Source organism: Streptomyces sp. H51, assembly GCF_035656535.1.
Classification (GTDB): Bacteria; Actinomycetota; Actinomycetes; order Streptomycetales; family Streptomycetaceae; genus Streptomyces.
Window position 1 is genome coordinate 389517 of sequence record NZ_JAYMHD010000087.1, and the last position, 25348, is coordinate 414864.

A 25348-nucleotide genomic window follows, 5' to 3' on the forward strand; every position below is an offset into this window, starting at 1 on the left:
TTTTCGCGATGATCCGTCATGTTTCACGTGAAACACCCTCCCTGAATCGAAGGGCATGTTTCACGTGAAACCGATCGATCCCCGACTCCTCCAGTACGCCCGCGCCACCCGCTTCTTCCTGATGGCGGTCGTCGGCCTGGGCGCCGTCGGTGCCGGGCTGGTCATCGCGCAGGCGATGCTCATCGCCGAGACGGTGGTGGGCGCCTTCCAGCACGGCATGTCCGCCGCCGAACTCCGTACTCCCCTGCTGCTGTTGGTGGCCGTGGCGTGCGGGCGGGCGCTGGTGTCCTGGCTCACCGAACTCGCCGCGCACCGCGCGAGCGCGGCGGTGAAGTCGGAACTGCGCGGGCGGCTGCTGGAGCGCAGTGCCGAGCTGGGCCCCGGCTGGCTCGGCGGGCAGCGGACCGGATCGCTCGTCGCCCTGGCCACCCGCGGGGTCGACGCCCTCGACGACTACTTCTCGCGCTACCTGCCGCAACTGGGGCTGGCGGTGGTGGTGCCGGTGGCGGTGCTGGCGCGGATCGTCACCGAGGACTGGGTCTCGGCGGCCATCATCGTCGCGACGCTCCCCCTCATCCCCGTCTTCATGGCCCTCATCGGATGGGCCACCCAGTCCCGGATGGACCGTCAGTGGCGGCTGCTGTCCCGGCTGTCCGGGCACTTCCTGGACGTCGTCGCCGGCCTGCCGACACTGAAGGTGTTCGGGCGGGCCAAGGCCCAGGCCGAGTCGATCCGGCGCATCACCGGCGAGTACCGGCAGGCCACCATGCGCACCCTGCGGATCGCCTTCCTCTCGTCCTTCGCTCTGGAACTCCTGTCGACCCTGTCGGTGGCGCTGGTCGCCGTGACGATCGGCATGCGCCTCGTGCACGGCGAGATGGACCTCTACATCGGTCTGGTCATCCTGGTCCTCGCCCCGGAGGCGTATCTCCCGCTGCGGCAGGTCGGCGTGCGCTACCACGCGGCCGCCGAGGGACTGGCCGCCGCCGAGGAGATCTTCGCGGTCCTGGAGACGCCGGTGCCCGCCTCGGGGAACGCCGCGGTGCCGGAGGGCGCCCTCGCCTTCGAGGGGGTGACCGTCCGCTATCCGGGGCGCGCCGACGACGCCGTCTCGGACGTGTCCTTCGCCGTCGAGCCAGGAGAGACGGTCGCGCTCGTGGGGCCGAGCGGCGCGGGCAAGTCGACACTGCTGAACGTCCTCCTCGGCTTCGTGGGGCCGGCCGAGGGGCGGGTGTCGGTCGGCGGAGCCGACCTCGCCGACCTCGACCTGGAGCAGTGGCGGTCACGGATCGCGTGGGTGCCGCAGCGGCCGCACCTGTTCGCGGGCACCATCGCCGAGAACGTACGGCTGGCCCGCCCCGACGCCGACGACGATGCCGTGCGGCGCGCGCTGGAGGACGCCGGCGCGCTGGAATTCGTGGACGCGCTGCCCGACGGCGCGGCCACGGTGCTCGGCGAGGACGGCGCCGGACTGTCCGCGGGGCAGCGGCAGCGTCTCGCGCTGGCCCGGGCGTTCCTCGCGGACCGGCCCGTGCTGCTGCTCGACGAGCCGACGGCGGCCCTGGACGGAGCGACCGAGGCCGGGATCGTCGAGGCCGTACGGCGTCTGGCCGTGGGGCGGACGGTGCTGCTGGTGGTGCACCGGCCGGCGCTGCTCGGTGTGGCCGACCGGATCGTGCGGCTTCAGGAGCCGGCCCCCGCCGCCCGGGCGGAGCACGCGACGGCCGAAGCGCGCGGCGCCGGAGGGACGACCTCCCCCGCCCAAGCCGGCCCGCTCGAACCGGAGACGGCGCAGGCGCCCGCGGGCAGCCGGAACGTCCTCGCCCGCGTGCGGGCCATGTCCGCGGCGCGCCGCGGACGCCTCTCCCTCGCCCTGCTGCTCGGCAGCCTCGCGCTCGGCAGCGCCGTCGGGCTCATGGCCACCTCCGGATGGCTCATCTCCCGGGCCTCGCAGCAGCCGCCGGTGCTGTACCTGATGGTGGCCGTGACGGCGACGCGGACCTTCGGCATCGGGCGCGCCGTCTTCCGCTACGGCGAGCGGCTCGTCTCGCACGACACCGTGCTGCGGATGCTGGCCGACACCCGGGTCGCCGTCTACCGCAGGCTGGAGCGGCTGGCGCCCGCCGGACTGCGGCGGACCCGCCGGGGCGATCTGCTCTCGCGCCTGGTCACCGACGTGGACGCCCTGCAGGACTACTGGCTGCGCTGGCTGCTGCCCGCGGGCGCCGCGGCCGTCGTGTCCGCCGTGTCCGTCGGCTTCACCGCCTGGCTGCTGCCCGAGGCCGGTGCCGCGCTCGCCGTGGGCCTGCTCGCGGCCGGGGCCGGCGTCCCGCTGGTGACCGGCGCCGTTGCCCGGCGTGCGGAGCGCAGGCTCGCCCCTGCCCGCGGGGTGCTGGCGACGCGGGTGACCGACCTGCTCACCGGCACCGCGGAGCTGACCGTCGCCGGCGCGCTGCCCGCGCGCACCGCCGAGGCGCGGCGGGCCGACGGAACGCTCACCCGGATCGCCTCGCGCGCCGCCACCGCGACCGCGCTCGGCGACGGGCTCACCGCGCTGCTGTCCGGCCTGACGGTCACCGTCGCGGCCCTCGTGGGCGCCCAGGCGGTCGCCGACGGGCGGTTGAACGGCGTGGCGATGGCCGTCGTCGTCCTCACCCCGCTGGCCGCCTTCGAGGCCGTGCTCGGGCTGCCGCTCGCCGTGCAGTACCGGCAGCGGGTGCGCAAGAGCGCGGAGCGCGTGTACGAGGTGCTGGACGCCCCCGAGCCCGTACGGGAACCCGAGCGGCCGCGGCAGGCGCCCGCCTCGCCGTTCCCGCTCGTCGTCCGCGGCCTGGCCGCCCGGCACGCCGGACAGGAGCGGGACGCGCTCGCCGGCCTCGACCTGACGCTGGAGCAGGGGCGCCGGATCGCCGTCGTCGGCCCCTCCGGCTCCGGCAAGACGACGCTGGCCCAGGTGCTGCTGCGCTTCCTGGACGCGGGCGCCGGTTCGTACACGCTGGCCGGTGTGGACGCGTACGCGCTCGACGGCGACGACGTACGGCGGTTCGTCGGACTGTGCGCCCAGGACGCGCACCTCTTCGACAGTTCCGTGCGCGAGAACCTGCTGCTCGCCAAGAAGGACGCCACCGAGGACGAACTGCGCGCCGCCCTGAGGCGTGCCCGGCTGCTGGAGTGGGCCGACGGTCTGCCCGAGGGCCTCGACACGCTGGTCGGGGAGCACGGGGCGCGGCTGTCGGGCGGGCAGCGGCAGCGGCTGGCGCTGGCCCGTGCGCTGCTCGCCGACTTCCCGGTGCTGGTCCTCGACGAGCCCGCCGAACACCTCGACCTGCCGACGGCCGACGCGCTCACCGCCGACCTGCTGGCGGCCACCGAGGGCCGCACGACGCTGCTCATCACCCACCGGCTGGCCGGCCTGCGAGCCGTCGACGAGGTCGTCGTGCTGGACGCGGGGCGGGTCGTGCAGCGCGGAACGTACGCGGAACTGGCCGCCGCGGGCGGTCCGTTGAGCGACATGCTGGAGCGCGAGGAACAGTCGGAGCTGCCGGCGGCAGCGCGGTAGCGGCGGGGCCCGGACCGGGCCGTACGGGGCCGTTCGGGGCTGACGGTCCCCCAGGTGTACGACGTGAACAGGCGCTGCGGGACCGTCGCGGGCACGATCGCTGACATGTGCTCACCTCATCGTCGGCCTCTGCTCGTTGTGGCGCTGCTGTGCGCGCTGGCGGTGCCCACGGCGCGGCCGGCCGGCGCCACGGAGGGTGACGGGGCCGACGACACGGCGATCAGTGCGCGGGTGGCCCGCCTGTACGAGGACGCGGCGGTGGCGACACAGCACTACGAGAAGGGCCGTCAGGAGGCCGAGGCGCAGCGGGCGCGGACCCGGCGGCTGGAAGTGCTGCTGGGGCGTGAGCGGCGGGAACTCGGTGTCCTGCGCGACGGCCTCGGGCGCATCGCGCGCGCCCAGTACCGCAGCGGCGGCGGGCTGCCGCTGACGGCGCGGATCGTCCTCGCCAGGAGCCCGGACGAGCTGATGCGCGGTCAGCACCTCTTCTCCCAGGAGAGCCTGGTGCTCGACCACGCGCTGGACAGGAGCCGCCGGGCCGCGGCCCGGCTCACCGCGGACGAGGCCAGGGCGGCTTCGGCATGGCGGTCGCTGAGGAAGCGCACCACCGAACTCGCCGCCATGAAGGACGCCCTCCAGCGCCTGCTCGAGGAGGCGCAGTCGGAGTTGCAGGGCCGGGCGGACGCGGCGGCCGCCGCGGGCGCCTGCCGGGGCGCGGTCCGCCTCGACCCGCCGTCGGCGCGGTCCGCGAGCGCGTGGGTCGCGCCCGTGGAGGACTACGTCCTGTCCGCGGGCTTCGGCAGCGGGGGTACCCGCTGGGCGAACCGGCACACCGGGCAGGACTTCGCGGTCCCCATCGGCACGCCGGTGCGGGCGGTCGGCGCCGGGCGCGTGGTGCGGGTGTCGTGCGGCGGCCCCTTCGGCATGGAAGTGGTCATCGAGCACGCGGGCGGCTACTGGACGCAGTACGCCCACCTCGCCGCCGTCGCCGTCGAACAGGGCGAGCGCGTGACCACCGGGCAGTGGATCGGGCAGTCCGGCACCACGGGCAACTCCACCGGCCCGCACCTGCACCTGGAGGTGCGGGTCACGCCGGAGGCGGGATCGGCGGTGGACCCGGTGCCGTGGCTGACGGCACGAGGGGTTCCCCTGGGTCAGTAGCGCGGGCCAGGGGCTCGCGGCGCCGGAGCGGCCCGGACGACAGGGGCTACAACCACTGCGCCAGCATCTGCTCGATCACGATGGCCACCCCGTCGTCGTTGTTGGCGACCGTCCGGCCCGAGGCCGCGGCGACCACGTCCGGGTGGGCGTTGCCCATGGCGTAAGAGCGGCCCGCCCAGGTGAGCATCTCGACGTCGTTCGGCATGTCTCCGAAGGCGACGACCTCCTCGTGCGAGATGCCCCGCTCGGCGCAGCACAGGGCCAGCGTGCTGGCCTTGGAGACGCCTGGGCCGCTGATCTCCAGCAGGGCGCTGGGGCTGGAGCGGGTGACGTTGGCGTGCTCGCCGACGGCCAGGCGGGCGGTGGTCAGGAAGCCGTCCGGGTCGAGCTCGGGATGGTAGGCGAGGATCTTCAGCACCGGCTCGGTGGCGGCCGGCCCCTCCGCCGCGAGGATTTCCTCGGCGGGCAGGAGCCGGTCCGGGAGCTCCATGTGCAGCTTGGGATAGTCCGGCTCCTGGTGGAAGCCGTACGTCTGCTCCACCGCGTACACCGTGCCCGGCGCGGCCTCGCGCAGCAGTTGCACGACGTGCAGCGCGTTGTCCCGGGCCAGGTCGCGCACCGTGACGAACCGGTGGGCGCCGGGGCCGTCGTGCAGGTCGACCACGGCGGCGCCGTTGCCGCAGATCGCCAGGCCGTGGCCGTGGACGTGTTCGCTGACGACGTCCATCCAGCGGGCCGGGCGGCCGGTGACGAAGAAGACCTCGATGCCCGCCTCCTCGGCGGCGGCGAGGGCGGCGACCGTGCGCGGGGAGACCGACTGGTCGTCCCGCAGCAGGGTGCCGTCGAGGTCGGTGGCGATCAGCCGCGGCGGTGCGAGGGCGGACGGGGGCTCGGGCTGGCGGGTCGCTGAGGTCACCCGCTCATTCTCCCGCATATGCCCGCACGGTCGTGCGGGAGTCCGCACATGTGAGTGATTACCGCCGTCGAGTGCACCCGGGAAGCCCCCCGGCACCCACCCGGGAAGCTCCCGGCACCCACCCGGGAAGCCCCCGGCACTCGCCCGGGAAGGCGCCCGCACCCAGGAAAGATCGCCCCCCGTCATCCCTCCCCGGCCTGGCCGAGCTGCGCCGGTGCCTCCGTCGCGATCCGCTCGAAGACCTTCTCGTCCGCGGCGAAGTCCGAGTCGGGAACGGGCCAGTGGACCACGATCTCGGTGATGCCCAGCTCCCGGTGGCGGCCGGCGAAGTCCACGAACGCGTCCAGTGACTCCAGCGGACGGCCACGGTCCGGGGTGAACCCGGTGAGCAGGATCTTGTCCATCCCGGCCGCGTCCCGCCCGATCGCGGCACAGGCGTCGGCCAGCCTCTCGATCTGTCCCCGAATGGCCTGAACCGACTGTTCGGACGTGCCGCTCTCGAACAGCTTCGGATCGCCGGTGGTCACCCACGCCTGTCCGTACCCTGCGGCCAGGCTCAGCCCGCGCGGCCCGGTCGCGGCCACCGCGAAGGGCAGCCGGGGCCGCTGCACGCAGCCCGGAATGTTGCGCGCCTCGTGCGCCGAGTAGAAGTCGCCCTCGTACGACACCGACTCCTCGGTCAGCAGCCGGTCCAGCAGCGGCACGAACTCGGCGAACCGGTCGGCGCGTTCCCGCGGCGTCCAGGCCTCCTGACCCAGCACGGTGGCGTCGAAGCCGGTGCCGCCCGCCCCGATGCCGAGTGTGACGCGCCCGCCGGAGATGTCGTCGAGGGAGATCAGCTCCTTGGCCAGGGTCACCGGATGCCGGAAGTTCGGCGAGGTCACCAGGGTTCCCAGGCGCATCCGCTCGGTCACGGCCGCGGCGGCGGTGAGCGTCGGCACGGCGCCGAACCACGGCCCGTCCCGGAAGGTGCGCCAGGACAGGTGGTCGTAGGTGTACGCGGCGTGGAAGCCGAGCTGCTCCGCGCGCAGCCATGTCTCACGTGTTCCCTCGTGCCAGCGGCGGTACGGCAGGATCACGGTGCTCAGACGCAGACTCATGCCCCGAGCCTATGCGGCCGACCCGGTTTCACGTGAAACAGTCGGCGCCGCCCCGTGAACGCGTGAAGCAGTCAGCGCGGCCCGGGGAAGCGGAGGTAGCGCGGAGGCACGGCCTTCGTCAGCCACACCCCGTTCGCGCTCACGTGGAAGACGTGGCCGTCGCGATGCATGGCGGCCGCGTCCACGGAGAGCACCACGGGCCTGCCGCGGCGGGCGCCCACACGGCTCGCCGTCTCACGGTCGGGCGAGAGGTGCACGTCGTGCCGGTTCATGGGCCGCAGGCCCTCGGCGCGGATCGCCTCCAGATGGCGGGCCACGGTCCCGTGGTAGAGGTACGGCGGCGGGGTCGCCGGAGCCAGTCCGAGCTCCACCTCCACGCTGTGGCCCTGGCTGGCGCGGATCCGGGTGCCCTCCACGGCGAAGCGCCGCTTGTCGTTCGTGGCGACCACCTGGTCCAGCTCTTCACGGGTGAGGCGGAATCCGTGTGCGGCGGCAGCGGCGATCAGCGCGTCGATCTCGACCCAGCCGCCCTCGTCGAGCGTCAGCCCGATCCGCTCCGGCTGGTGCCGCAGGTGTTTCGAGAGGTACTTCGACACCTTCACGGTGCGTCTGTCGTCCATGCCGTCAGCGTGCCGGGAGAGACGTGGATCACGCGACGGGTTTTCCTCCGGACGTTTGATCCACAGCCCAGGGGGTGTTGTCCACAGGAGAACGGAGCCTTCTGTGGACAAGGGAACACCCACAGTCGCCGCCCACAGCCGTCCCGCAGTCGCCGCCCACAGCCGTCCCGCAGTCGCCGCCCACAGCCGTCCCGCAGCCGACGCGGAGTCCTCACAGCGGCGGCTTCAGCCGTGCGACGGCCCGCATCACCCTCGGCGTGAACCTCGACAGCGCGTACATCGCGCGGGCCTCCGGCGTCACCGGGACGACGGCCCGGTCGCGCGCCACCGCCCGCAGGATCGCGTCGGCCACCTTCTCCGGCGGGTAGTTCCGCAGCCCGTACAGCCGCGCCGACCTCCTCCGGCGCCGCTTCTCCTCCTCGGCATCGACGCCCGCGAAACGCGCGGCGGAGGTGATGCCGGTGTTGACGAAGCCCGGGCACACCGCGGTGACCCCGATGCCCTGCCCGGCCAGCTCGGCGCGCAGGCACTGGCTGAGCATCAGCACGGCGGCCTTGGAGGTGCTGTAGGCGGGCAGCGCCCTGGAGGGCTGGTACGCCGCCGCCGACGCGACGTTGACGATGTGGCCGCCCTGCCCGCGCGCGGTCATCTGCCCGCCGAAGAGGCGGCAGCCGTGGATGACGCCCCACAGATTGACGTCGAGGACCTTCCGCCAGTCCTCGGGGGCCGTGTCGAGGAAGGAGCCGGCCAGTCCGATACCGGCGTTGTTCACCAGGACGTCCACCACGCCGTACTCGGCGGCCACCGTGGCGGCGAGCTTGTCCATGGCCTGCTCGTCGGAGACGTCGGCGGTCTGCGCCCAGGCCCGCGTGGCCCCGGCCCGCAGGCACAGCTCGGCGGTGCGCGCCGCGGCGCCGGCGTCCCGGTCGACGGCCACCACGCGCGCGCCGGCACCGGCGAACGCGAGCGCGGTGGCCCGCCCGATGCCGCTGCCCGCACCGGTGACCAGGACGAGCTGCCCCGCGAAGCGGTCGGCGTACGCGCCCGCCGCGACCGGCGCCTCGGGCACGCCGTCCTCGACCGACGTCGCGCCGCCGTCGACGGAGGCCGTGCCGCCCTCCACGGAGGTGACGAAATCGTCGATCAGGGCGGCCACCCGGTCGGGCCGGGTGCGCGGAATCCAGTGCCCGGCGGGAAGGGTGCGCCGGGTCAGCCGCGGCACCCACCGCTCCAGCTCGTCGTAGAGCCGCTCCGACAGGAACGGGTCGTGCAGGGGCGTGACGAGCTGCACCGGCGCGTGCGCGTACGCGTCCGGGCGCGGCCGGCGCAGCCTGGCCCGCACGTTGTCCCGGTACAGCCACGCGCCGTGTGCCGCGTCGGCGGACAGCGAGGAGGTGGGGTAGTCACCGCCGGGGACCTTCTCCAGGCGCCGCAGGATGCCCGGCCAGCACTTGCCGAGCGGGCCGCGCCAGGCCAGCTCCGGCACGACCGGCGTGTGCAGCAGGTACACGTACCAGGACCTGGCGCCCTGGCCGAGGAGCTGGCCGATCCGGCGTGGGGTGGGTCGTTTCGCGAGCCGGCCGATCCAGTGCCCGAAGTGGTCCAGCGACGGCCCGGACATCGAGGTGAAGGACGCGACGCGTCCCTTCGCGCGGGCGGCGGTGACGAACTCCCAGCCCTGCACCGAGCCCCAGTCGTGTCCCACCAGATGCACCGGCCGGTCCGGGCTGACCGCGTCGGCCACCGCCAGGAAGTCGTCCGTCAGCTTCTCCAGCGTGAACCCGCCCCGCAGCGGCCGCGGCGCCGTCGACCGGCCGTGGCCCCGGACGTCGTACAGCACGACGTGGAAGCGGTCCGCCAGCCGCGGCGCGACCTCGGACCACACCTCCTTGCTGTCCGGATAGCCGTGCACCAGGACCACCGTCGGCCGCCCCGGGTCCCCCAGTTCGGCGACGCACAGCTCGATGCCGCCGGTCCTCACCCTGCGCTCCCGCGTGCCCTCCAGCACCGTGGCCTCTCCTTCGCCGCCGTCCCGACCCCGGTGAATGTGGCAGTTGTTAGAGGCTTCGTCAACAGCGGGCCGCGCAAAGCCCCCCGCAAAGCCCCGTGGCGTGCGGACGGCGGCGCGCGGCCCTCCCTCCGTGCGGACAGAACCCTCAGCCGCGTAGCCCTCAGGCAGGGGTTCCCTCAGGGGTCCGTACAACTCCAGACGGACCTCCAACCGGCTCTCCGGGCTGACGACCCGAGTGGTCGCGGTCACTACCGTCGAACCCGTGACTGTGATCGCGACCGAAAGCCTGAGCAAGCGGTTCCCGCGGGTGACCGCGCTCGACCGGCTCTCCATGGACGTCGGGCCCGGTGTGACCGGACTCGTCGGCGCCAACGGAGCCGGCAAGTCCACCCTGATCAAGATCCTGCTGGGTCTGTCCCCCGCGAGCGAGGGCCGAGCCGAGGTGCTCGGACTCGACGTCGCGGCCCCGTCGTCGGGTGCCGCCATCCGCGAGCGCGTCGGCTACATGCCGGAGCACGACTGCCTGCCGCCCGACGTCTCGGCCACCGAGTTCGTCGTGCACATGGCCCGCATGTCCGGCCTGCCGCCCACCGCCGCCCGCGAACGCACCGCGGACACCCTGCGCCACGTCGGCCTGTACGAGGAGCGCTACCGCCCCATCGGCGGCTACTCCACCGGCATGAAACAGCGCGTCAAGCTGGCCCAGGCCCTGGTGCACGACCCGCAGCTGGTCTTCCTGGACGAGCCGACCAACGGCCTCGACCCGGTCGGCCGCGACGAGATGCTCGGCCTGATCCGCCGCATCCACACCGACTTCGGCATCTCGGTCCTGGTCACCTCGCACCTGCTGGGCGAGCTGGAACGCACCTGCGACCACGTCGTCGTCATCGACGGCGGCAAGCTGCTGCGCTCCAGCCGCACCACCGACTTCACGCAGACCACCACCACGCTCGCGATCGAGGTCACCGACACCGACGAGCACCCCGACGGCACCCGCGCGCTGCGCGAGGCGCTCACCGCGCGCGGGGCCGACGTCGAGGCCGGCAACGGACTGCCCGGCGCCGGGCACCTCCTGCTGCTGACCGCGCAGGGCGAGGACACCTACGACCTGGTGCGCGACCTGGTCGCCGACCTCGGCCTCGGCCTGGTGCGCATGGAACAGCGCAGGCACCACATCTCCGAGGTCTTCACGGACCACGACACCGACCGGAAGGAGGCCGTCGGCCATGGCAACTGACCACCCCGCAGCCGCCGTGTCGGGTGACCAGACCCGCATCCACGACATCGGCTACCGCTCCTACGACGGCCCCCGCCTCGGCCGCTCCTACGCCACCCGCTCGCTGTACTCGCAGTCCCTGCGCGGCGCCTACGGCCTCGGCCGCTCGGTGAAGTCGAAGGTGCTGCCGATGCTGCTGTTCGTGGTGATGTGCGTGCCCGCGGCCATCATGGTCGCCGTCGCGGTCGCCACCAAGGCCAAGGACCTGCCCGTCGACTACACGCGCTACGCGATCATCATGCAGGCCGTCATCAGCCTCTACGTCGCCTCGCAGGCGCCCCAGGCCGTCTCGCGCGACCTGCGCTTCAAGACGGTGCCGCTGTATTTCTCCCGCCCGATCGAGACCGCGGACTACGTGCGCGCCAAGTACGCGGCCCTGGCCTCGGCGATGTTCATCCTCACCGCGGCCCCGCTGCTCGTGCTCTACGTGGGCGCGCTGCTGGCCGAACTCGACTTCACCGACCAGACCAAGGGGTTCGCGCAGGGACTCGTCTCGGTGGCCCTGCTCTCGCTGCTGTTCTCCGGCATCGGCCTGGTCATCGCCTCGGTCACCCCGCGCCGCGGCTTCGGCATCGCCGCCGTGATCGCCGTCCTGACCATCTCCTACGGCGCCGTCTCCACGCTCCAGGCCATCGCCGACGCGCAGGGCAGCACGAGCGCCGTCCCGTGGATCGGCCTGTTCTCGCCCGTCACGCTCATCGACGGGCTCCAGTCCGCGTTCCTCGGCGCCGACTCGGCCTTCCCCGGCGCGATCGGCCCCGGCCACGGCGAAGGCGCCGTGTACGTCCTCGTCGTCCTGGGCCTGATCGCCGCGAGCTACGGCCTGCTGCTGCGTCGCTACCGGAGGGTGGGCCTCTGATGACCGTCCTGTCCATCGCCCACGTCTCCCGCTGGTTCGGCAACGTGGTCGCCGTCAACGACATCACCATGACGATCGGCCCCGGTGTCACCGGCCTCCTCGGCCCCAACGGCGCCGGAAAGTCCACCCTCATCAACATGATGGGCGGCTTCCTGGCCCCCTCCACCGGCTCCGTCACCCTCGACGGACAGCAGGTGTGGCGCAACGAGTCGATCTACAAGCACATCGGCATCGTCCCGGAGCGGGAGGCGATGTACGACTTCCTCACCGGCCGCGAGTTCGTCGTCGCCAACGCCGAGCTGCACGGCCTCGGCGCCAAGGCCGCCCAGCGGGCGCTGGCCACGGTCGAGATGGAGTACGCGCAGGACCGGAAGATCTCCACCTACTCCAAGGGCATGCGCCAGCGCGTGAAGATGGCCAGCGCCCTCGTCCACGACCCCTCGCTGCTGCTCCTGGACGAGCCCTTCAACGGCATGGACCCGCGCCAGCGCATGCAGCTGATGGACCTGCTGCGGCGCATGGGCGACGAGGGCCGCACCGTGCTGTTCTCGTCCCACATTCTCGAAGAGGTCGAACAGCTCGCCTGGCACATCGAGGTCGTCGTCGCGGGCCGGCACGCGGCCAGCGGCGACTTCCGCCGGATCCGCCGGCTGATGACCGACCGGCCGCACCGCTACCTGGTGCGCTCCAGCGACGACCGCGCCCTCGCGGCCGCGCTGATCGCCGACCCGTCGACGTCCGGCATCGAGGTGGACCACGCCGAGGGCGCGCTGCGCGTCCAGGCCGTCGACTTCGGCCGCTTCACGGCCCTGCTGCCCCGCGTGGCCAGGGACCACGGCATCCGGCTGCTGACGGTCTCGCCGTCCGACGAGTCCCTCGAGTCCGTCTTCTCGTACCTGGTCGCGGCGTAGGAGGCCCTGATGTACGACCCCACAGTCGCCCGGCTCACCTACCGGGCCCTGCTCGGCCGCCGCCGGGCCCTCGTCCTGGGCGCCCTGCCCCTGCTGCTGATCGTGATCTCCGTCGCCGTCCGCGCCCTCGCGGGCGCCGACGACCAGACCGCCGCCGACCTGCTGGGCGGGCTCGCCCTCGCCACGATGGTGCCGATCATCGGCGTCATCGCCGGCACCGGCGCCATCGGACCGGAGATCGACGACGGCTCGGTGGTGTACCTGCTGTCCAAGCCGGTGAAACGCTCCACGATCATCTTCACCAAGCTGATCGTGGCGATCGCGGTGACGATGGTGTTCTCGGCACTGCCGACCCTGATCGCTGGGTTCGTCCTGAACGGCAACGGTCAGCAGATCGCCGTCGCCTACACGGTCGCGGCCCTCGTCTCCTCGATCGCCTACGCGGCGCTGTTCCTGCTGCTGGGCACCGTCTCCCGGCACGCGGTCGTCTTCGGCCTCGTCTACGCCCTCGTCTGGGAGGCCCTGTTCGGCTCCCTGGTCGCCGGGGCGCGCACGCTGAGCGTCCAGCAGTGGTCGCTGGCGGTGGCCCACAAGGTCGCCGGCGGGGACCTGGTGACCTCGGACGTCGGACTGACCACGGCGACGGTGCTGCTGGTCGCGGTCACCGTCCTCGCCACCTGGTACGCCGGTCAGAAGCTGCGGTCGCTCACCCTCGCCGGCGAGGAGTGACAGGCCCGGTCCGGTCCTGACGGGGGCTTCACCCCCGTCGGGGCACACTGGGCGGAGGGACGTTCGGCGGGAGGGCCGGGAGGGACGACGATGGCCGACGAGTGGGACGACATGGTGCTGGACGAGGACTTCGTGCGGGCCGCCGAGACCACCGAGCCGTCGGCCCGGGCCCGCATGCTCGCCGCGCGCTGGCGGTCCGAGGAGCCCGAACCGCAGCCGTGGCGGTCCGACGAGCCGCCGGCCGGCTGGTTCTTCAGCAAGGCCCGCAGGCGCCGGTGGCGGCGCCGCTGACCGCCGTTTTTATTCGGTGGCGTCCGACTCGTCCCGCGGGCAGAGTGGAGATGTCCACGACGCCGGGCCGAGCCGGCGCCACGTACCGGGGAGGGGTCCGGCATGTCGATGCACGACAGTCCGCCGGGCTCCCCGCAGGGCAGCCCGGGGCAGGCTCCGGTGTGATCACCGCACCGTCGAGCCCGCCGCGCACGAGAGCTGCCCGGGCGGCCGCTTCGAGCACGCGATGTCGCACTCGCGTGGGCCGCCCACCCGGAGGATTGGCCGAGTGGTAAGGCACTGGCTTGCTAAGCCATGGTCGGGCTGAAAAGCCCGCGCACGTTCGATCCGTGCATCCTCCGCGAGACGTTGTCACTGGGACGGTGCGGTGATGCGGGGAGCCGCGCCCGTGCTGCCTGGAGCCGCAGCCGAGGTGCGGGGAGCCGCGCCCGACGTGGAGCCCGCGGCCGAGGTGCGGGGAGCTGTGCCCGTGGTGCGGCGCCCGTGTCCGTGGTGCGGGGAGCCGCGCCCGACGTGGGGCCCGCGCCCGACGTGGGGCCCGCGGCCGAGGTGCGGGGAGCTGTGCCCGTGGTGCGGCGCCCGTGTCCGTGGTGCGGGGAGCCGCGCCCGACGTAGGGCCTGCCTCCGTTGGTTCGGCGGCCCGTGTGGTGCGGGGAGCTGTGCCCGATGATGCCTGGAGCCGCAGCTGAGGTGCGGGGAGCCGCGTGAGTGTTCGGCGCCCCGCGTCCGTGATGCTGGGAGCCGTGTTCGATGCGGGGCCTGCGTCCGTTGGTTCGGCGGCCCGTGTGGTGCGGGGAGCCGCGCCCGTTGAGCCGGCGGTCCACATGCCCGCGTGCGTTGGTCCGGGGACTCGCGCTCGCGATGTGGGCGCCGCGTGCGTGGTGCGGGGACTCACGAACGTTGGTTCGGGGCGCCGCCTTGCGTGATTCGGCGCCCTGCGTCCGTGGCGCGGGTGCCCCGCGTGTGTGATTCGGCACCCCGTGCCCGGGGCGCGGGAGCCGTGCTCGTGGTGCGGCGGGCCGGCATTCGTGGTTCGGGGAATCGCGTCCATGGTGCGGGGCCCGCGTCGGTTCGGGGGCCCGCGTCCGTGGGGCCTGGTTTCTGGCCGGGTGGGGTTTCTCGCCGGTGGAGCGGTGCCATGTGCGGCCGGTCCGCGGGGCGGCCGCACTCCGGTCCTCCCGGGGCGGGCGCCGCCCCTGAGGCGACGGGCCGTGGCGACGCCGACGTCAGGCGGTCCCCGTCAGGCGGTCCGGGTCAGGTCAGCCACCGTTCCAGGACCACCGCGATCCCGTCCTCCTCGTTGGAGGACGTCACCTCGTCCGCCACCGCCCGGAGCTCGTCGTGGGCGTTGGCCATCGCCACGCCGTAGGAAGCCCAGGCGAACATCGGGACGTCGTTGGGCATGTCGCCGAAGGCGATCGTGTCGGCGGCCTTCAGGCCCAGCCGCCGGGCGGCCAGTGACAGTCCCGTCGCCTTCGACAGCCCCAGCGGCAGCAGTTCCACGATGCCCTCGCCCGCCATCGCGACCGTGACGAAGCCCCCCGCTGCCTGGCGGGCAGCCTCGGCGAGTGCGTCGTCGGAGAGCCGCGGGTGCTGGATGTAGAGCTTGTTCAGCGGCGCGGCCCACAGGTCGGACACGTCCGACAGCGGCGTCGACGGGAGATCGCCGGTGACCGCGTAACCGGCCCCGACCAGCACCTCGCCGTCCAGGCCGTCCCGGCTCGCCGCGAGGAACAGCGGGCCGACCTCCGCCTCGATCTTGGCCAGGGCCACCCCGGCTAGCTGCCGGTCCAGGGTGACGGACGTCAGCAGCCGGTGCTCCCCGGCGTGGTAGACCTGCGCGCCCTGGGCGCACACCGCGAGACCCCGGTAGCCGAGGTCGTCGAGGATGTGCCGGGTCCAGGGCGCCGAGCGGCCGGTGACGACGATGTGGGCGGCGCCCGCCGCGGTGGCCGCGGTGAGCGCGTCCCGGGTGCGCCGCGAGATCGACTCGTCGGAGCGCAGGAGCGTGCCGTCGAGGTCGGTGGCGACGAGGGTGTAGGGGAAGGCCGCGCTCACTTGGCGACCGGCTCCAGGACCTCCCGGCCGCCCAGGTACGGGCGCAGCACCTCGGGCACGCGCACGGAGCCGTCGGCCTGCTGGTGGTTCTCCAGGATCGCCACGATGGTGCGCGGTACGGCGCACAGCGTGCCGTTCAGCGTCGCCAGCGGCCTGACCTGCTTGCCTTCACGGACCCTGATCTGCAGGCGGCGGGACTGGAACTCGGTGCAGTCCGAGGTCGAGGTCAGCTCGCGGTACTTGCCCTGGGTCGGGATCCACGCCTCGCAGTCGAACTTCCGCGCGGCCGAGGAACCCAGGTCACCGCTGGCGACGTCGATGACGCGGAACGGCAGCTCGAGCGAGGTCAGCCACTGCTTCTCCCACTCCAGCAGGCGCCGGTGCTCCTCCTGCGACTCCTCGGGCGTCACGTAGGAGAACATCTCGACCTTGTCGAACTGGTGCACGCGGAAGATGCCCCGCGTGTCCTTGCCGTGCGAACCGGCCTCGCGGCGGAAGCAGGGCGAGAAGCCCGCGTAGCGCAGCGGCAGGCGGTCCGCGTCGATGATCTCGTCCATGTGGTACGCGGCCAGCGGGACCTCGGACGTGCCGACCAGGTAGAGGTCGTCCGCGTCGAGGTGGTAGACGTCCTGGGCCGCCTGGCCGAGGAAGCCGGTGCCGGCCATCGACTGCGGGCGCACCAGCGCCGGGGTCAGCATCGGCGTGAAGCCGGCCGCCGTGGCCTGCGCGATCGCCGCGTTCACCAGCGCCAGCTCCAGCAGGGCGCCCACGCCGGTGAGGAAGTAGAAGCGGGAGCCGGAGACCTTGGCGCCGCGCTCGACGTCGATCGCGCCGAGGAGCTGGCCGAGCTCCAGGTGGTCCTTGGGCTCGAAGCCCTCGGCGCCGAAGTCGCGGATGGTGCCGTGCGTCTCCAGGGTGACGAAGTCCTCCTCGCCGCCCACGGGCACGTCCGGGTGGACGAGGTTGCCGAGCTTCTGCAGCAGTTCCCGCGTCTCGGCGTCGGCCGTGTCGCGCTCGGCGTCGGCCGCCTTGACGTCGGCGGCGAGCTGGCTTGCCTTCTTCAGCAGCTCGGCCTTCTCGTCTCCCGAGGCCTTGGGGATGAGCTTGCCGAGCGCCCTCTGTTCGGCGCGCAGCTCGTCGAAGCGGACGCCGGACGACCTGCGCCGCTCGTCGGCAGACAGGAGAGCGTCGACGAGTGCGACGTCCTCTCCACGGGCACGCTGCGAGGCGCGCACACGGTCGGGGTCCTCACGGAGCAGGCGAAGGTCAATCACGGGCTCAAGGCTACCGGTGCGGGGATACGGCCCACGACTCACTATCCGCGTCGTGCGGCTCTCCGGCTCGATCTCCGTCCGGCGGACGGGACTTGGCGGCCGCGTTGTCCACAGCGGGGGCCACCCACCGGCAAGTTATCCACAGGCTGTGTGGAAGATCTGTGGATATCGGAATTGATCAATCCGAATGTCGTCAGCGATGCGGGTGACTGCCGGTGCAAACCTGGATTCCTCACCCTTTCGGGTGGAAATGCGTCGCCTCAATGGGTTGACCGAAGGAAAAGAACGAGCGAAGGGCGTCTTGGGGGTCGGTGAATCCGGAAGGGGTCCGCACGAGGATTTGTCGACCGAATGGCGCTTCCTTGTCGACTTGTCCCCAGGTCGAGAACCGCGCCTGTGGAAAACTTCTGTGGATAACGGAACCACGCAGGTGAGGCCCTAGAAACGCCCGTCCTGGCAGCGGGCCACCCAGTCGGCCGCCGCGACGAACTCCTCGTCCGACGTCCCCGGACGCGGCGCGCTCACGTCCGCCACCGTCGCGTCGGCGCGCGGGTACGACCCCAGGTACCGCACCTCCAGGCAGATCCGCTTCAGGCCCATCAGGGCCTCGGCGACCCGGCGGTCGGAGATGTGCCCCTCGGCGTCGACGCAGAAGCAGTAGTTGCCGATGCCGGCGCCGGTGGGCCGGGACTGCAACAGCATGAGGTTGATGCCGCGGGTGGCGAACTCGCCCAGCAGGTCGCGCAGGCCGCCGGGGTGGTCGTCGCGCTGCCACAGCACGACGGACGTCTTGTCGGCGCCGGTGGGCGCGGCGGGCCGGGCCGGCCGGCCGACCAGCACGAACCGGGTCTGGGCGTTCTCCGCGTCGTGGATCCCGGTCTCCAGGGCCTCCAGGCCGTACCGGGCGGCGGCGAACTCGCCGGCGAAGGCGGCGTCGTAGCGGCCCTCCTGGACCAGGCGGGCGGCGTCCGCGTTCGAGGCGGCGGACTCCCAGGCGGCGTCCGGCAGGTTGCTCCGCAGCCAGTTGCGCACCTGGGGCTGGGCGGCCGGATGGGCGGAGACGGTCTTGATGTCCGACAGCTTGGTGCCCGGCCTGACCAGCAGCGCGAAGGTGATCGACAGCAGCACCTCGCGGTAGATCATCAGCGGTGTGCCCGCGACCAGTTCGTCGAGGGTGGTGGTGATACCGCCCTCGACGGAGTTCTCGATGGGCACGAACGCGGCCTCGGCCTCGCCACCGCGGACCGCGTCGAGCGCGGACTGCACGGAGACGTACGGGACCAGCTCCCGGGTGGCCGTCTCCGGGAGGGTGCGCAGGGCGACTTCGGTGAAGGTGCCCTCGGGGCCGAGATACGCGTAGCTCGCTGGCATGACCTCACCCTAATCGCCTCAGGCGGACGCATGCGCACCCGTCCCCCGAGCGCCCCGGTGGGCGCCCCGGCCCTCACCCCTCCAGCAGCGCCTGCCCCACGTACTGTCCCCCGGCGGCTCCGCCGGGCACCGCGTACAGCCCGCTGGCCTCGTGGCGGATGAACCTCGACAGCGCGTCGCCCCGGTCGAGCTTGCGCTGCACCGGCACGAAGCCGCGCAGCGGATCCGCCTGCCAGCAGACGAACAGCAGCCCCGCGTCGGGCGTCCCGTCCGCGCCGAAGCCGTCGTGGTAGCTGAACGGGCGCCGCAGCATGGCCGCGCCCCCGTTCTGGTCGGGACGGCTGATCCGGGAGTGCGCGTTGACGGGGACGACGAGATTGCCGTCCGCACCCATCTTCTCCAGGTCCATCGCCGTCGTCTCGGAGCCGCCCGACAGCGGCGCCCCGTCGGCCTTGCGGCGCCCGATGACGTTCTCCTGGGCCCTGACGGAGAGCTTCTCCCAGTCGTCGAGGAGCATGCGGATACGGCGTACGACCGCGTAGGAGCCGTTGGCCATCCAGGCGGGCGTGCCGTTCGCCGGTACGAAGATCCGCCGGTCGAAGTCGGCGTCGCTGGGCTTGGGGTTGCGCGTGCCGTCGATCTGGCCCATCAGGTTCCGGGCCGTCATGGGCCGGGCGGTGGCGCCCGGCGAGCGGTTGAAGCCGTTCATCTGCCACCGCAGCCGGGCCGCCCGCCCCGCGTCCTTCTGGATGGCGCGCAGGGCGTGGAAGGCGACGAGGGCGTCGTTCGCGCCGATCTGCACCCACAGGTCGCCGTCGCTGCGCTTCTTGTCCAGGTGGTCGGAGGAGAAGTCGGGCAGCGGGTCCAGGGCGACCGGGCGCTGCTTCTCCAGGCCGGTGCGGGTGAAGAAGCTGTGGCCGAAGCCGAAGGTGATCGTCAGCGACGAGGGCCCGGCGTCGCGCGCCACGTCCGTGTCGTCGCCGGACGCGGCCTCGCCCGCCATCAACCGCTCCGCGGTCGCCGACCAGCGGCGCAGCAGTGCGGCCGCCTCCTTGCGGCCCGCGCCGGCGGCCAGGTCGAAGGCGGCGAGGTGGCCGCGGGCCTGGAGCCCTTCGGTGATGCCGGGCTGATGTTTCCCGTGAAACATCGCCCGGCCGGTGCCCAGCGAGGTGAGCGGGGTGGCCGCGGCGGGCGCGGCGGTGTATCCGAGGGCGCCGCCTGCCGCGCCGAGCGCGAGACCGGTGGCGCCGGCGGTGCCGAGCAGCGTGCGGCGTGAGACGCCCTCGGCGGAGGGCGCCTTCGGGGCGGCGGCGCGGTCCTCGCCGGGGGCCTGGGGGAGGGACTGGTCGGGCATGGTGCGGTTCAGCCGATCTGCGCGTTCTTGGAGACGGTGGCCTGGTCGATGTCGGAGGTCCGTACGGTCACGGCGACCTTCCAGTCGCCGGCCATCGGGATCTGCACGCCGCTCGCGGACCAGTGTCCGGTGGTGACGTGGTCGGGGACGACGGGCAACGGCCCGATGTCCTTGGCGGTGAGAGTGAAGGAGACCTTGACCTCCGGGATGTCGAAGGCTCGGCCGTTGGGGCGCTGGACGTAGACGTGCATGTCGTTGCCGCCCACGCGCGCGGGGTCGAGGTCGACCGACACCACGCCCTTGCCGTCCGCGCCGCCGGTGTCGAACGGCATGGTCAGCGTCAGCGCGCCGGAGGAGTCCGCCGCGGACGAGGAGGAGGACGCGGTGGCCGCCGCGGCTTCTTGCTCGGTGCGGCCGGGTTCGGTCTGGGTCAGCACGGTGGTGACGGCGAGCAGGGCGACGGCGACTCCGGCCTCGGCGAGCACGGAGCGCCGCAGTCCGAAGCGGACGGGGTCGGCGTCGCGCTGCCGCTTCTGCCGGGCGGCGGCCATGGCGGCCCGCTGCCGGGCGAGCTGGGCGGCGCGTCCGCCGTCCCCGGACGCCGCCGACTTCGCGTCCTTCCCGCTCTTCGCGTCCTTCCCGCTCTTCGCGTCCTTCGCGTCCTTCGTGTCTTTCCCGTCCTTCCCGTCCTTCCCGGCCTTCCCGTCCTTCGTGTTCTTCGCGTCCGTCGTGCCCTGGGCTGCCTTGGCGTCCGTCCCGCCCGTCCCGCCCGTCCCGCCAGTCCCGCCGGTCCCACCCTTCACGGCCTTCGCGCCCTTCGTAGCCTTCGCGGCGCCGGTCGTGGCGGTTTCCTTCGGGCGTCGGCGCACGGCGGCCGTCACCGGGTCCGTCAGCTGCGCCGTCCACCGCCGGGAGAACCAGGCGAGACCGACGAGCAGCGCCACCAGCGCCAGCTTGGCGATCAGCAACTGTCCGTAGGAGGTCTCGGTGAACGCCGACCAGGAGCCGAGCTGGCGCCACGACTGGTAGACGCCCGTGGCGACGAGCGCGCAGACGCTGCCGAAGGCGACGTGCGAGAAGCGCCGTACGGCGGCCGACTCGACCGGGCGGTCCGCGCGGTACAGGGCCACGAGGAGCGCGGTGAGGCCGCCGAGCCACGCGGCGACAGCGAGCAGGTGGACGACGTCGGCCGGCATGGCGATGCCGGGCTGGAGGCCGGTGGAGGCGTGCTCGGCCATCGCCCAGCTCGCCGCCAGCCCCGCGGCCACGACGACCCCGCCGACGGCCAGCCCGAAGGTCAGGTCCCGCTTCTCCTCCGCCTCGCGCTTGTCGTATGCGCCGAAGAGCACGGCGATGAACAGGGCCGCCGCGGCGAGCAGCAGCAGCCGGGAGACCAGCGCGGCGCCGGTCTTGGTCTGCAGGACCTGGCCGAGCAGGCTCAGGTCGAAGACGTCGGCGAGCGTGCCGGAGCCGGTGAAGGAGCCGCGCAGGAGCAGCAGCAGGAGGGTGGCCGAGGTGAGCGCGAGCCAGCCGCCGACGACCAGCCGCTGCAGCGCGCGCACGCCGGAGCCGCGCTGCCAGCAGGCCAGCACGAAGGCGGCCCCGCCGGTCATGACGACGAAGCCCGCGTACGACAGGTAGCGCCCGAAGCCGTACAGCCCGCCGACGACCCCGCCGCCCGCCGTCTGCTCGGAGACCGACACGGTGGTCGCGGAGGGGGCGCCGATGGAGAAGGTGAAGGCGCCGGCGGCCGGATGGCTGTCGGCCGAGACGACCTGCCAGGACACGGTGTACGTGCCGTCGGGCAGGCCGCCGCGCAGCCGTACGGCGTAGGTGGCGCCGCCGGTCTCGGTGGGCTTGCCGGTGTCGACGCGCGCGCCCTTGGGGTCGAGCACGCGCACGGAGCCGTCTGAGGTGGCGACCTTCTCGGAGAAGGTGAGGGAGACCTGGGCGGGCGCCTTGTCGACCACCACCCCCTGCGCGGGGTCGCTGCCGGTCAGCGCGGCATGCGCGGATGCCGGGCCGGCGCCGGCGAGCAGCGCGCCGGTGACGGCCAGGAACAGCAGCACCAGGATCCGCACGCGGCGGGGGGCGGTGGTCTGCCTCACGGTGGTCCTCCCTCAGTGGCCGGTCGCCGACCGGTAGGTGGCCGCCTTCACCGGCATCTCGACCGTGATGGGGTCGGACGTCGCGAAGTGCAGTACGACGGTCACCTTCTCGCCCCGCTTCGGCTCGCGCTTCAGCTTCTCGAACATCAGGTGGTTGCCGCCGCTCTCCAGCACGAGGCGGCCGTGCGCGGGCACGGTGAGGGAGTCGGCCTCCCGCATCGACTGCCCGACCGTCTCGTGCACGGTGACACTGCCCGCGATGTCGCTGCTGACGGAGGTCAGCTCGTCCTTGGCGCCGCCCTCGTTGACGACGGTCAGGAAGCCCGCGGCCATGTCGGAGACTGGCTGGGGCATGTAGGGGGAGCCGACGGTCAGTTCGGGCCTGCCCGCGCCCTCGTCGGAGCCGCCGCAGCCCGTCGTCAGGGCCATCGCGCCCGCCAGCACCGCGGCGGACAGGGCCAGCCGCCTCACGGCTTTGCTCCCTCGATGAGGCTGGGCAGGTCCTTGGTGTAGTCGTCGACGGTGGCGTCCTCGCCGTAGAGGACGTACCCGGCGTCGGTCTTCGGGGAGAACGCGATGACCTGGGTGCCGTGCACCGAGACGGTCTTGCCGGTCTTCTTGTCCTTGTGGGTCGGCTCGATGGAGATGCCGAGGGTGCGGGCGCCGGCCTGGATGGTGGCGAAGTCGCCGGTGAGGCCGGTGAACCGGGGATCGATGCCCTTGAGCCACTTGCCGAGTTCGGACGGGGTGTCCCGGGCCGGGTCGGTGGTGACGAACACCACCCGCAGCTTGTCCTGCTCGGCCTTGGGCAGCTGCTTCTTCGCGACGGCGAGGTTGTTCATCGTCAGCGGGCAGACGTCGGGGCAGTGGGTGTAGCCGAAGTAGATCAGCGTGGGCCTGCCCGCGGTCTCCCGGCGGAAGTCGTACTTCTTGCCGTGGGTGTCGGTGAGGACCAGGTCCGGCTTCTCGAAGGGCTTGTCGAGGATGGTCGCGGCCTTCTGCGAGGTGTCCTCGGAGACCACGGCGACGGGGGAGCCGCCGTCGTCGCCGCTGCCGCAGGCGGAGAGGGTCAGGCCGGCCGCGGCGAGCAGCGCGGCCGCGGCGAACGTCTTCTTGCGCATAGAGAAATGTCCCAGATGTGAGGAGTTCCGGTGTGCGCCGGGGTCGTCGGCACGGGGTGGTGCCGGCGGCCCCGGCGCGGCACGCGGACGGTCGGGCTCAGGCGTCGGTGCGCCGACGGCCGGCGAGGACGCCGTAGGCGACGCCCAGGGTGCCGACGGCGATGCCCACCACGCCGAGCACGCGCGCGGTGGTGTCGCTGGAGTCGGCGGAGTCGGAGGCGGAGACGGATGCGGAGGTGCCGGCGGCGGTGTTCCCGGTCTTGGCGGCCGAGGCTTCGGAGCCGGAGCCCTGTGCGTGGCCGTCGGCGGAGGCGTCGGAGAGGGTCAGCACCGGGGCCGGGTTCTCGGGCTCCGCCTGGCCGTCCTGCTGGACCTCGATCCAGCGCACGACCTCCTTGTCGGAGTACGTCTGGAGCGCCTTGAAGACCAGTTCGTCGGTGTCCTTCGGCAGCGCGCCGACGGAGAGCGGGAACTTCTGGAAGTAGCCGGGCTGAATGCCCTTGCCGTCGGCGGTCCAGATCACCTTGGTGACGGCCTCGGTGATCTTCTCGCCCTCCAGTTCCACGGGCTTGGCCAGTTTCGCCCTGGTGACCTCGACGCGCCAGCCGTCCATCGGCTGCGGCAGCACCGAGACCAGCGGATGGTCGGTGGGGAAGCTGACCTCGAGCTTGGTGGTCGAGGCGTCGTCGCGCTCGTTGGGGACCTTGAAGTCGACGACCGCGTAGCCGCCCTTGGCGGCGGTGCCCTCGGGCTGCACGCTGACGTGCGCGAAGGCGGGCGAGGACAGCACGACGACGGCCGAGGCGGCGAGGGCGCCGGCGGCGGCGAGTCGGGAAGCCTTCATGGCAGGGGGCACTCCACTTCGAGTGAGGTTTCCGGTGATCGGGTCGGGCGCGCGGCCGCTGAGACGCGGGTACGCGCGCGTGCCGCACGACGGCGGTCCCGGCTCCCGGAGCGGAAGAAGCGGAGCGGCGGTCGCGTCGTGTCAGGCGGCGAGGACGAGCGCGGCGGCCGGCGGCCCGCGCCGGATCACGGTGTGGTGGAGTGCGGCGGTACGGGGCTTCGGCGGGGGGAGCAGGGCGGTCCGCGGCGGGCGTGGCCCCGCCCCGGGGGCGCCGGGAAGCCCGGCACACAGGGCGCGCACCAGGGCGAGCGCCCCGCGCAGGGACCGCATCAGCGCGCCCTCGGCGACGGAGTGCGCCGACAGTTCCAGCAGCCGCAGCAGCGCCAGGTCCCCGCGCCGCAGCAGCCAGCCCGCGGCCAGCGCCGCGAGGACGTGGCCGAGCAGCATGGGCAGCGACGGCAGCAGCGCGGCCGGGGAGCCGGCCGCGGTGGACAGCGCGTCGGCCGGGTGGTGCATGGGGCCCATGGCGGCGCCCTGGCCGCCAGGATCCTGGTAGACCCCGGCGCGCGCGAGGATGACGCGGGCCTGGGCCGGGCTGATCGCCGCCGCGGTGGTCCCGCACACGAGCCGCGCGGCCCGTTCCACCAGGGACGCGTCCGTCACCGTCGGCACCGGGGACATCGCCGTCGCGCCGGCGCCGGCGGACGCCTGCTGCCCCAGCTCGAACAGTGTGTGCAGCATGGTCTGCCCGGCCGCGAGCAGTGCCGCGATGCCGGGCAGCGACCGCTCGCGTCCGGCGAGCGGCGCCACGGCCAGCAGCACCCCGAGGAAGCCCGCGCCCAGGGTCCACAGTGGAACCGTGGCGCAGGAGGCGAGCGCGTGCCCGGCCGCGGCCAGCACGACGCAGACCGCGGCGAACACCGCGGCCCGCAGGACCCTCAGGTCGCCTCCGGAGCGCGCCGGGCGCCGGTGGGGGGCAGTCATGGCGGGCTCATCATCGCACTCGCCCCCTCGGCGCCACACAGCAGGTCCGCAAGGCGGCCGGATGATCGCTTCCCGGAGCGGACCGCCCGCACATACACCGAATCCCATGGGGGCGCATCGTCCATATGGGCGGCATCACGTCAACTGCGCGCTTACAACCGGGTACGCGCGGCAATACGTAACGGTATGTCGAGCCGCGGCCGGGAGGCTGGAGCATGAGCATCTGGTGGTCACTCCATCTGCGGCGCGAGGCTGCGAGCGTCCCGCTCGCCAGGCGCCTGTTACTCGGCGCGATGGAGACCGCGGGGGTCGATCCCGACGTCTCCTTCGACCTCTCCGTCGCCCTGAGCGAGGCCTGCGCGAACGCCGTCGAGCACGGCGGGGACGGAACGCGCGGTGGCAGGGCGGAGGCGTACCGCGTCACCGCCTACCTCGACGGCGAGACGTGCCGCATCGAGGTCGCCGACCCCGGTCCGGGATTCACCGCGCCGACGCCCGTCCGGCCCGCGCGCGCCGACGCCGAGCACGGCCGGGGCCTGTGCCTGATCCAGGAGCTCGCCGACCACGTGCACATCGGCAGCAAGCCGGGCCGTGGTGGCACCGTGGTGAGCTTCGACAAGATCCTCAAGTTCCGGGAGGGCGCGCCGCTGATGGCGGTGTGAACCGGCCGGAGGCCTCACCGCGAGCGGACTTCGGCTTCCGCGGCATTCACGGCCCGCTGCCGACCGGGCCTCATCCCCCGGGCACATCGATCAGCCGTCGCCGCGCCTCATCTCCCGGGCACATCGATCAGCCGTCGCC

21 protein-coding genes and 1 tRNA gene are annotated in these 25348 nt (G+C 73.1%); 9 read left to right on the forward strand and 13 right to left on the reverse strand.

Annotated features, from left to right (window positions below):
- Positions 1-64 precede the first annotated feature (64 nt).
- Positions 65-3559, forward strand: a complete 3495-nt coding sequence (gene cydD / locus VKA29_RS35375; RefSeq protein WP_324790143.1) for a thiol reductant ABC exporter subunit CydD — start codon at positions 65-67, stop codon at positions 3557-3559.
- A 105-nt stretch (positions 3560-3664) separates the two neighbouring features.
- Complete coding sequence (locus VKA29_RS35380) at positions 3665-4720, forward strand: M23 family metallopeptidase (protein WP_324790144.1); 1056 nt, start codon at positions 3665-3667, stop codon at positions 4718-4720.
- Positions 4721-4766: 46 nt separating this feature from the next.
- On the opposite strand, the gene VKA29_RS35385 is transcribed toward VKA29_RS35380, so the two are convergent.
- The 4 genes from VKA29_RS35385 to VKA29_RS35400 form a co-directional block, all read right to left on the reverse strand.
- Positions 4767-5654, reverse strand: coding sequence for a Cof-type HAD-IIB family hydrolase (locus tag VKA29_RS35385; protein WP_324790145.1), 888 nt, complete (start codon positions 5652-5654; stop codon positions 4767-4769).
- 164 nt (positions 5655-5818) lie between these two features.
- Complete coding sequence (locus tag VKA29_RS35390; protein ID WP_324790146.1) at positions 5819-6736, reverse strand: LLM class flavin-dependent oxidoreductase; 918 nt, start codon at positions 6734-6736, stop codon at positions 5819-5821.
- Positions 6737-6807: 71 nt separating this feature from the next.
- Positions 6808-7356, reverse strand: a complete 549-nt coding sequence (locus VKA29_RS35395; RefSeq protein WP_324790147.1) for an RNA 2'-phosphotransferase — start codon at positions 7354-7356, stop codon at positions 6808-6810.
- Positions 7357-7567: 211 nt separating this feature from the next.
- Positions 7568-9364 (reverse strand): SDR family oxidoreductase, encoded by a 1797-nt coding sequence (locus VKA29_RS35400; RefSeq protein WP_324790148.1) that lies wholly within the window; start codon positions 9362-9364, stop codon positions 7568-7570.
- A gap of 271 nt (positions 9365-9635) precedes the next feature.
- Between VKA29_RS35400 and VKA29_RS35405 the strand changes: the two genes are divergently transcribed.
- The 6 genes from VKA29_RS35405 to VKA29_RS35430 all read left to right on the forward strand — a co-directional run bounded on the left by VKA29_RS35405 (position 9636) and on the right by VKA29_RS35430 (position 13774).
- Positions 9636-10604 carry an ABC transporter ATP-binding protein gene (locus VKA29_RS35405; protein ID WP_324790246.1) on the forward strand — a complete coding sequence of 323 codons (969 nt, stop codon included), beginning with the start codon at positions 9636-9638 and terminating at the stop codon, positions 10602-10604.
- Complete coding sequence (locus tag VKA29_RS35410) at positions 10594-11502, forward strand: ABC transporter permease (RefSeq protein ID WP_324790149.1); 909 nt, start codon at positions 10594-10596, stop codon at positions 11500-11502. Before VKA29_RS35405 ends, VKA29_RS35410 begins: the two co-directional genes overlap by 11 nt.
- Positions 11502-12413, forward strand: coding sequence for an ABC transporter ATP-binding protein (locus VKA29_RS35415; protein WP_324790150.1), 912 nt, complete (start codon positions 11502-11504; stop codon positions 12411-12413). Before VKA29_RS35410 ends, VKA29_RS35415 begins: the two co-directional genes overlap by 1 nt.
- Before the next feature lie 9 nt (positions 12414-12422).
- Positions 12423-13142, forward strand: coding sequence for an ABC transporter permease (locus VKA29_RS35420; protein WP_324790151.1), 720 nt, complete (start codon positions 12423-12425; stop codon positions 13140-13142).
- 90 nt (positions 13143-13232) lie between these two features.
- Complete coding sequence (locus tag VKA29_RS35425; RefSeq protein WP_324790152.1) at positions 13233-13433, forward strand: hypothetical protein; 201 nt, start codon at positions 13233-13235, stop codon at positions 13431-13433.
- Between the two features lie 254 nt (positions 13434-13687).
- Positions 13688-13774: transfer RNA gene (locus tag VKA29_RS35430), tRNA-Ser, on the forward strand.
- Positions 13775-14687: 913 nt separating this feature from the next.
- Here the strand turns inward: VKA29_RS35430 and VKA29_RS35435 are convergent.
- The 9 genes from VKA29_RS35435 to VKA29_RS35475 form a co-directional block, all read right to left on the reverse strand.
- Positions 14688-15491, reverse strand: a complete 804-nt coding sequence (locus VKA29_RS35435; protein WP_324790153.1) for an HAD family hydrolase — start codon at positions 15489-15491, stop codon at positions 14688-14690.
- Positions 15488-16765 (reverse strand): serine--tRNA ligase, encoded by a 1278-nt coding sequence (gene serS / locus VKA29_RS35440; RefSeq protein ID WP_324790154.1) that lies wholly within the window; start codon positions 16763-16765, stop codon positions 15488-15490. Before serS ends, VKA29_RS35435 begins: the two co-directional genes overlap by 4 nt.
- Positions 16766-17203: 438 nt before the next feature.
- Positions 17204-18136, reverse strand: coding sequence for a prephenate dehydratase (pheA, locus tag VKA29_RS35445; protein ID WP_324790155.1), 933 nt, complete (start codon positions 18134-18136; stop codon positions 17204-17206).
- A gap of 73 nt (positions 18137-18209) precedes the next feature.
- The gene (gene efeB / locus VKA29_RS35450; RefSeq protein ID WP_324790156.1) at positions 18210-19490 is read right to left on the reverse strand and encodes an iron uptake transporter deferrochelatase/peroxidase subunit; all 1281 of its coding nucleotides are present in this window, start codon (positions 19488-19490) and stop codon (positions 18210-18212) included.
- Positions 19491-19498: 8 nt separating this feature from the next.
- Entirely contained in the window at positions 19499-21598 is a 2100-nt protein-coding gene (locus VKA29_RS35455) for a copper resistance CopC/CopD family protein (protein ID WP_324790157.1), read from the reverse strand.
- Positions 21599-21610: 12 nt separating this feature from the next.
- On the reverse strand, positions 21611-22027 hold the full coding sequence (locus VKA29_RS35460; protein WP_420718642.1) for a copper chaperone PCu(A)C: 417 nt from the start codon (positions 22025-22027) through the stop codon (positions 21611-21613).
- 38 nt (positions 22028-22065) lie between these two features.
- Complete coding sequence (locus VKA29_RS35465) at positions 22066-22719, reverse strand: SCO family protein (RefSeq protein WP_324790159.1); 654 nt, start codon at positions 22717-22719, stop codon at positions 22066-22068.
- 97 nt (positions 22720-22816) lie between these two features.
- Complete coding sequence (locus tag VKA29_RS35470) at positions 22817-23563, reverse strand: YcnI family protein (RefSeq protein ID WP_324790160.1); 747 nt, start codon at positions 23561-23563, stop codon at positions 22817-22819.
- A gap of 141 nt (positions 23564-23704) precedes the next feature.
- Positions 23705-24547, reverse strand: coding sequence for a hypothetical protein (locus VKA29_RS35475; RefSeq protein ID WP_324790161.1), 843 nt, complete (start codon positions 24545-24547; stop codon positions 23705-23707).
- 215 nt (positions 24548-24762) lie between these two features.
- Between VKA29_RS35475 and VKA29_RS35480 the strand changes: the two genes are divergently transcribed.
- A complete protein-coding gene (locus VKA29_RS35480) occupies positions 24763-25209 on the forward strand; it encodes an ATP-binding protein (RefSeq protein ID WP_324790162.1) in 447 nt (148 codons plus the stop codon).
- Positions 25210-25348: the final 139 nt, after the last annotated feature.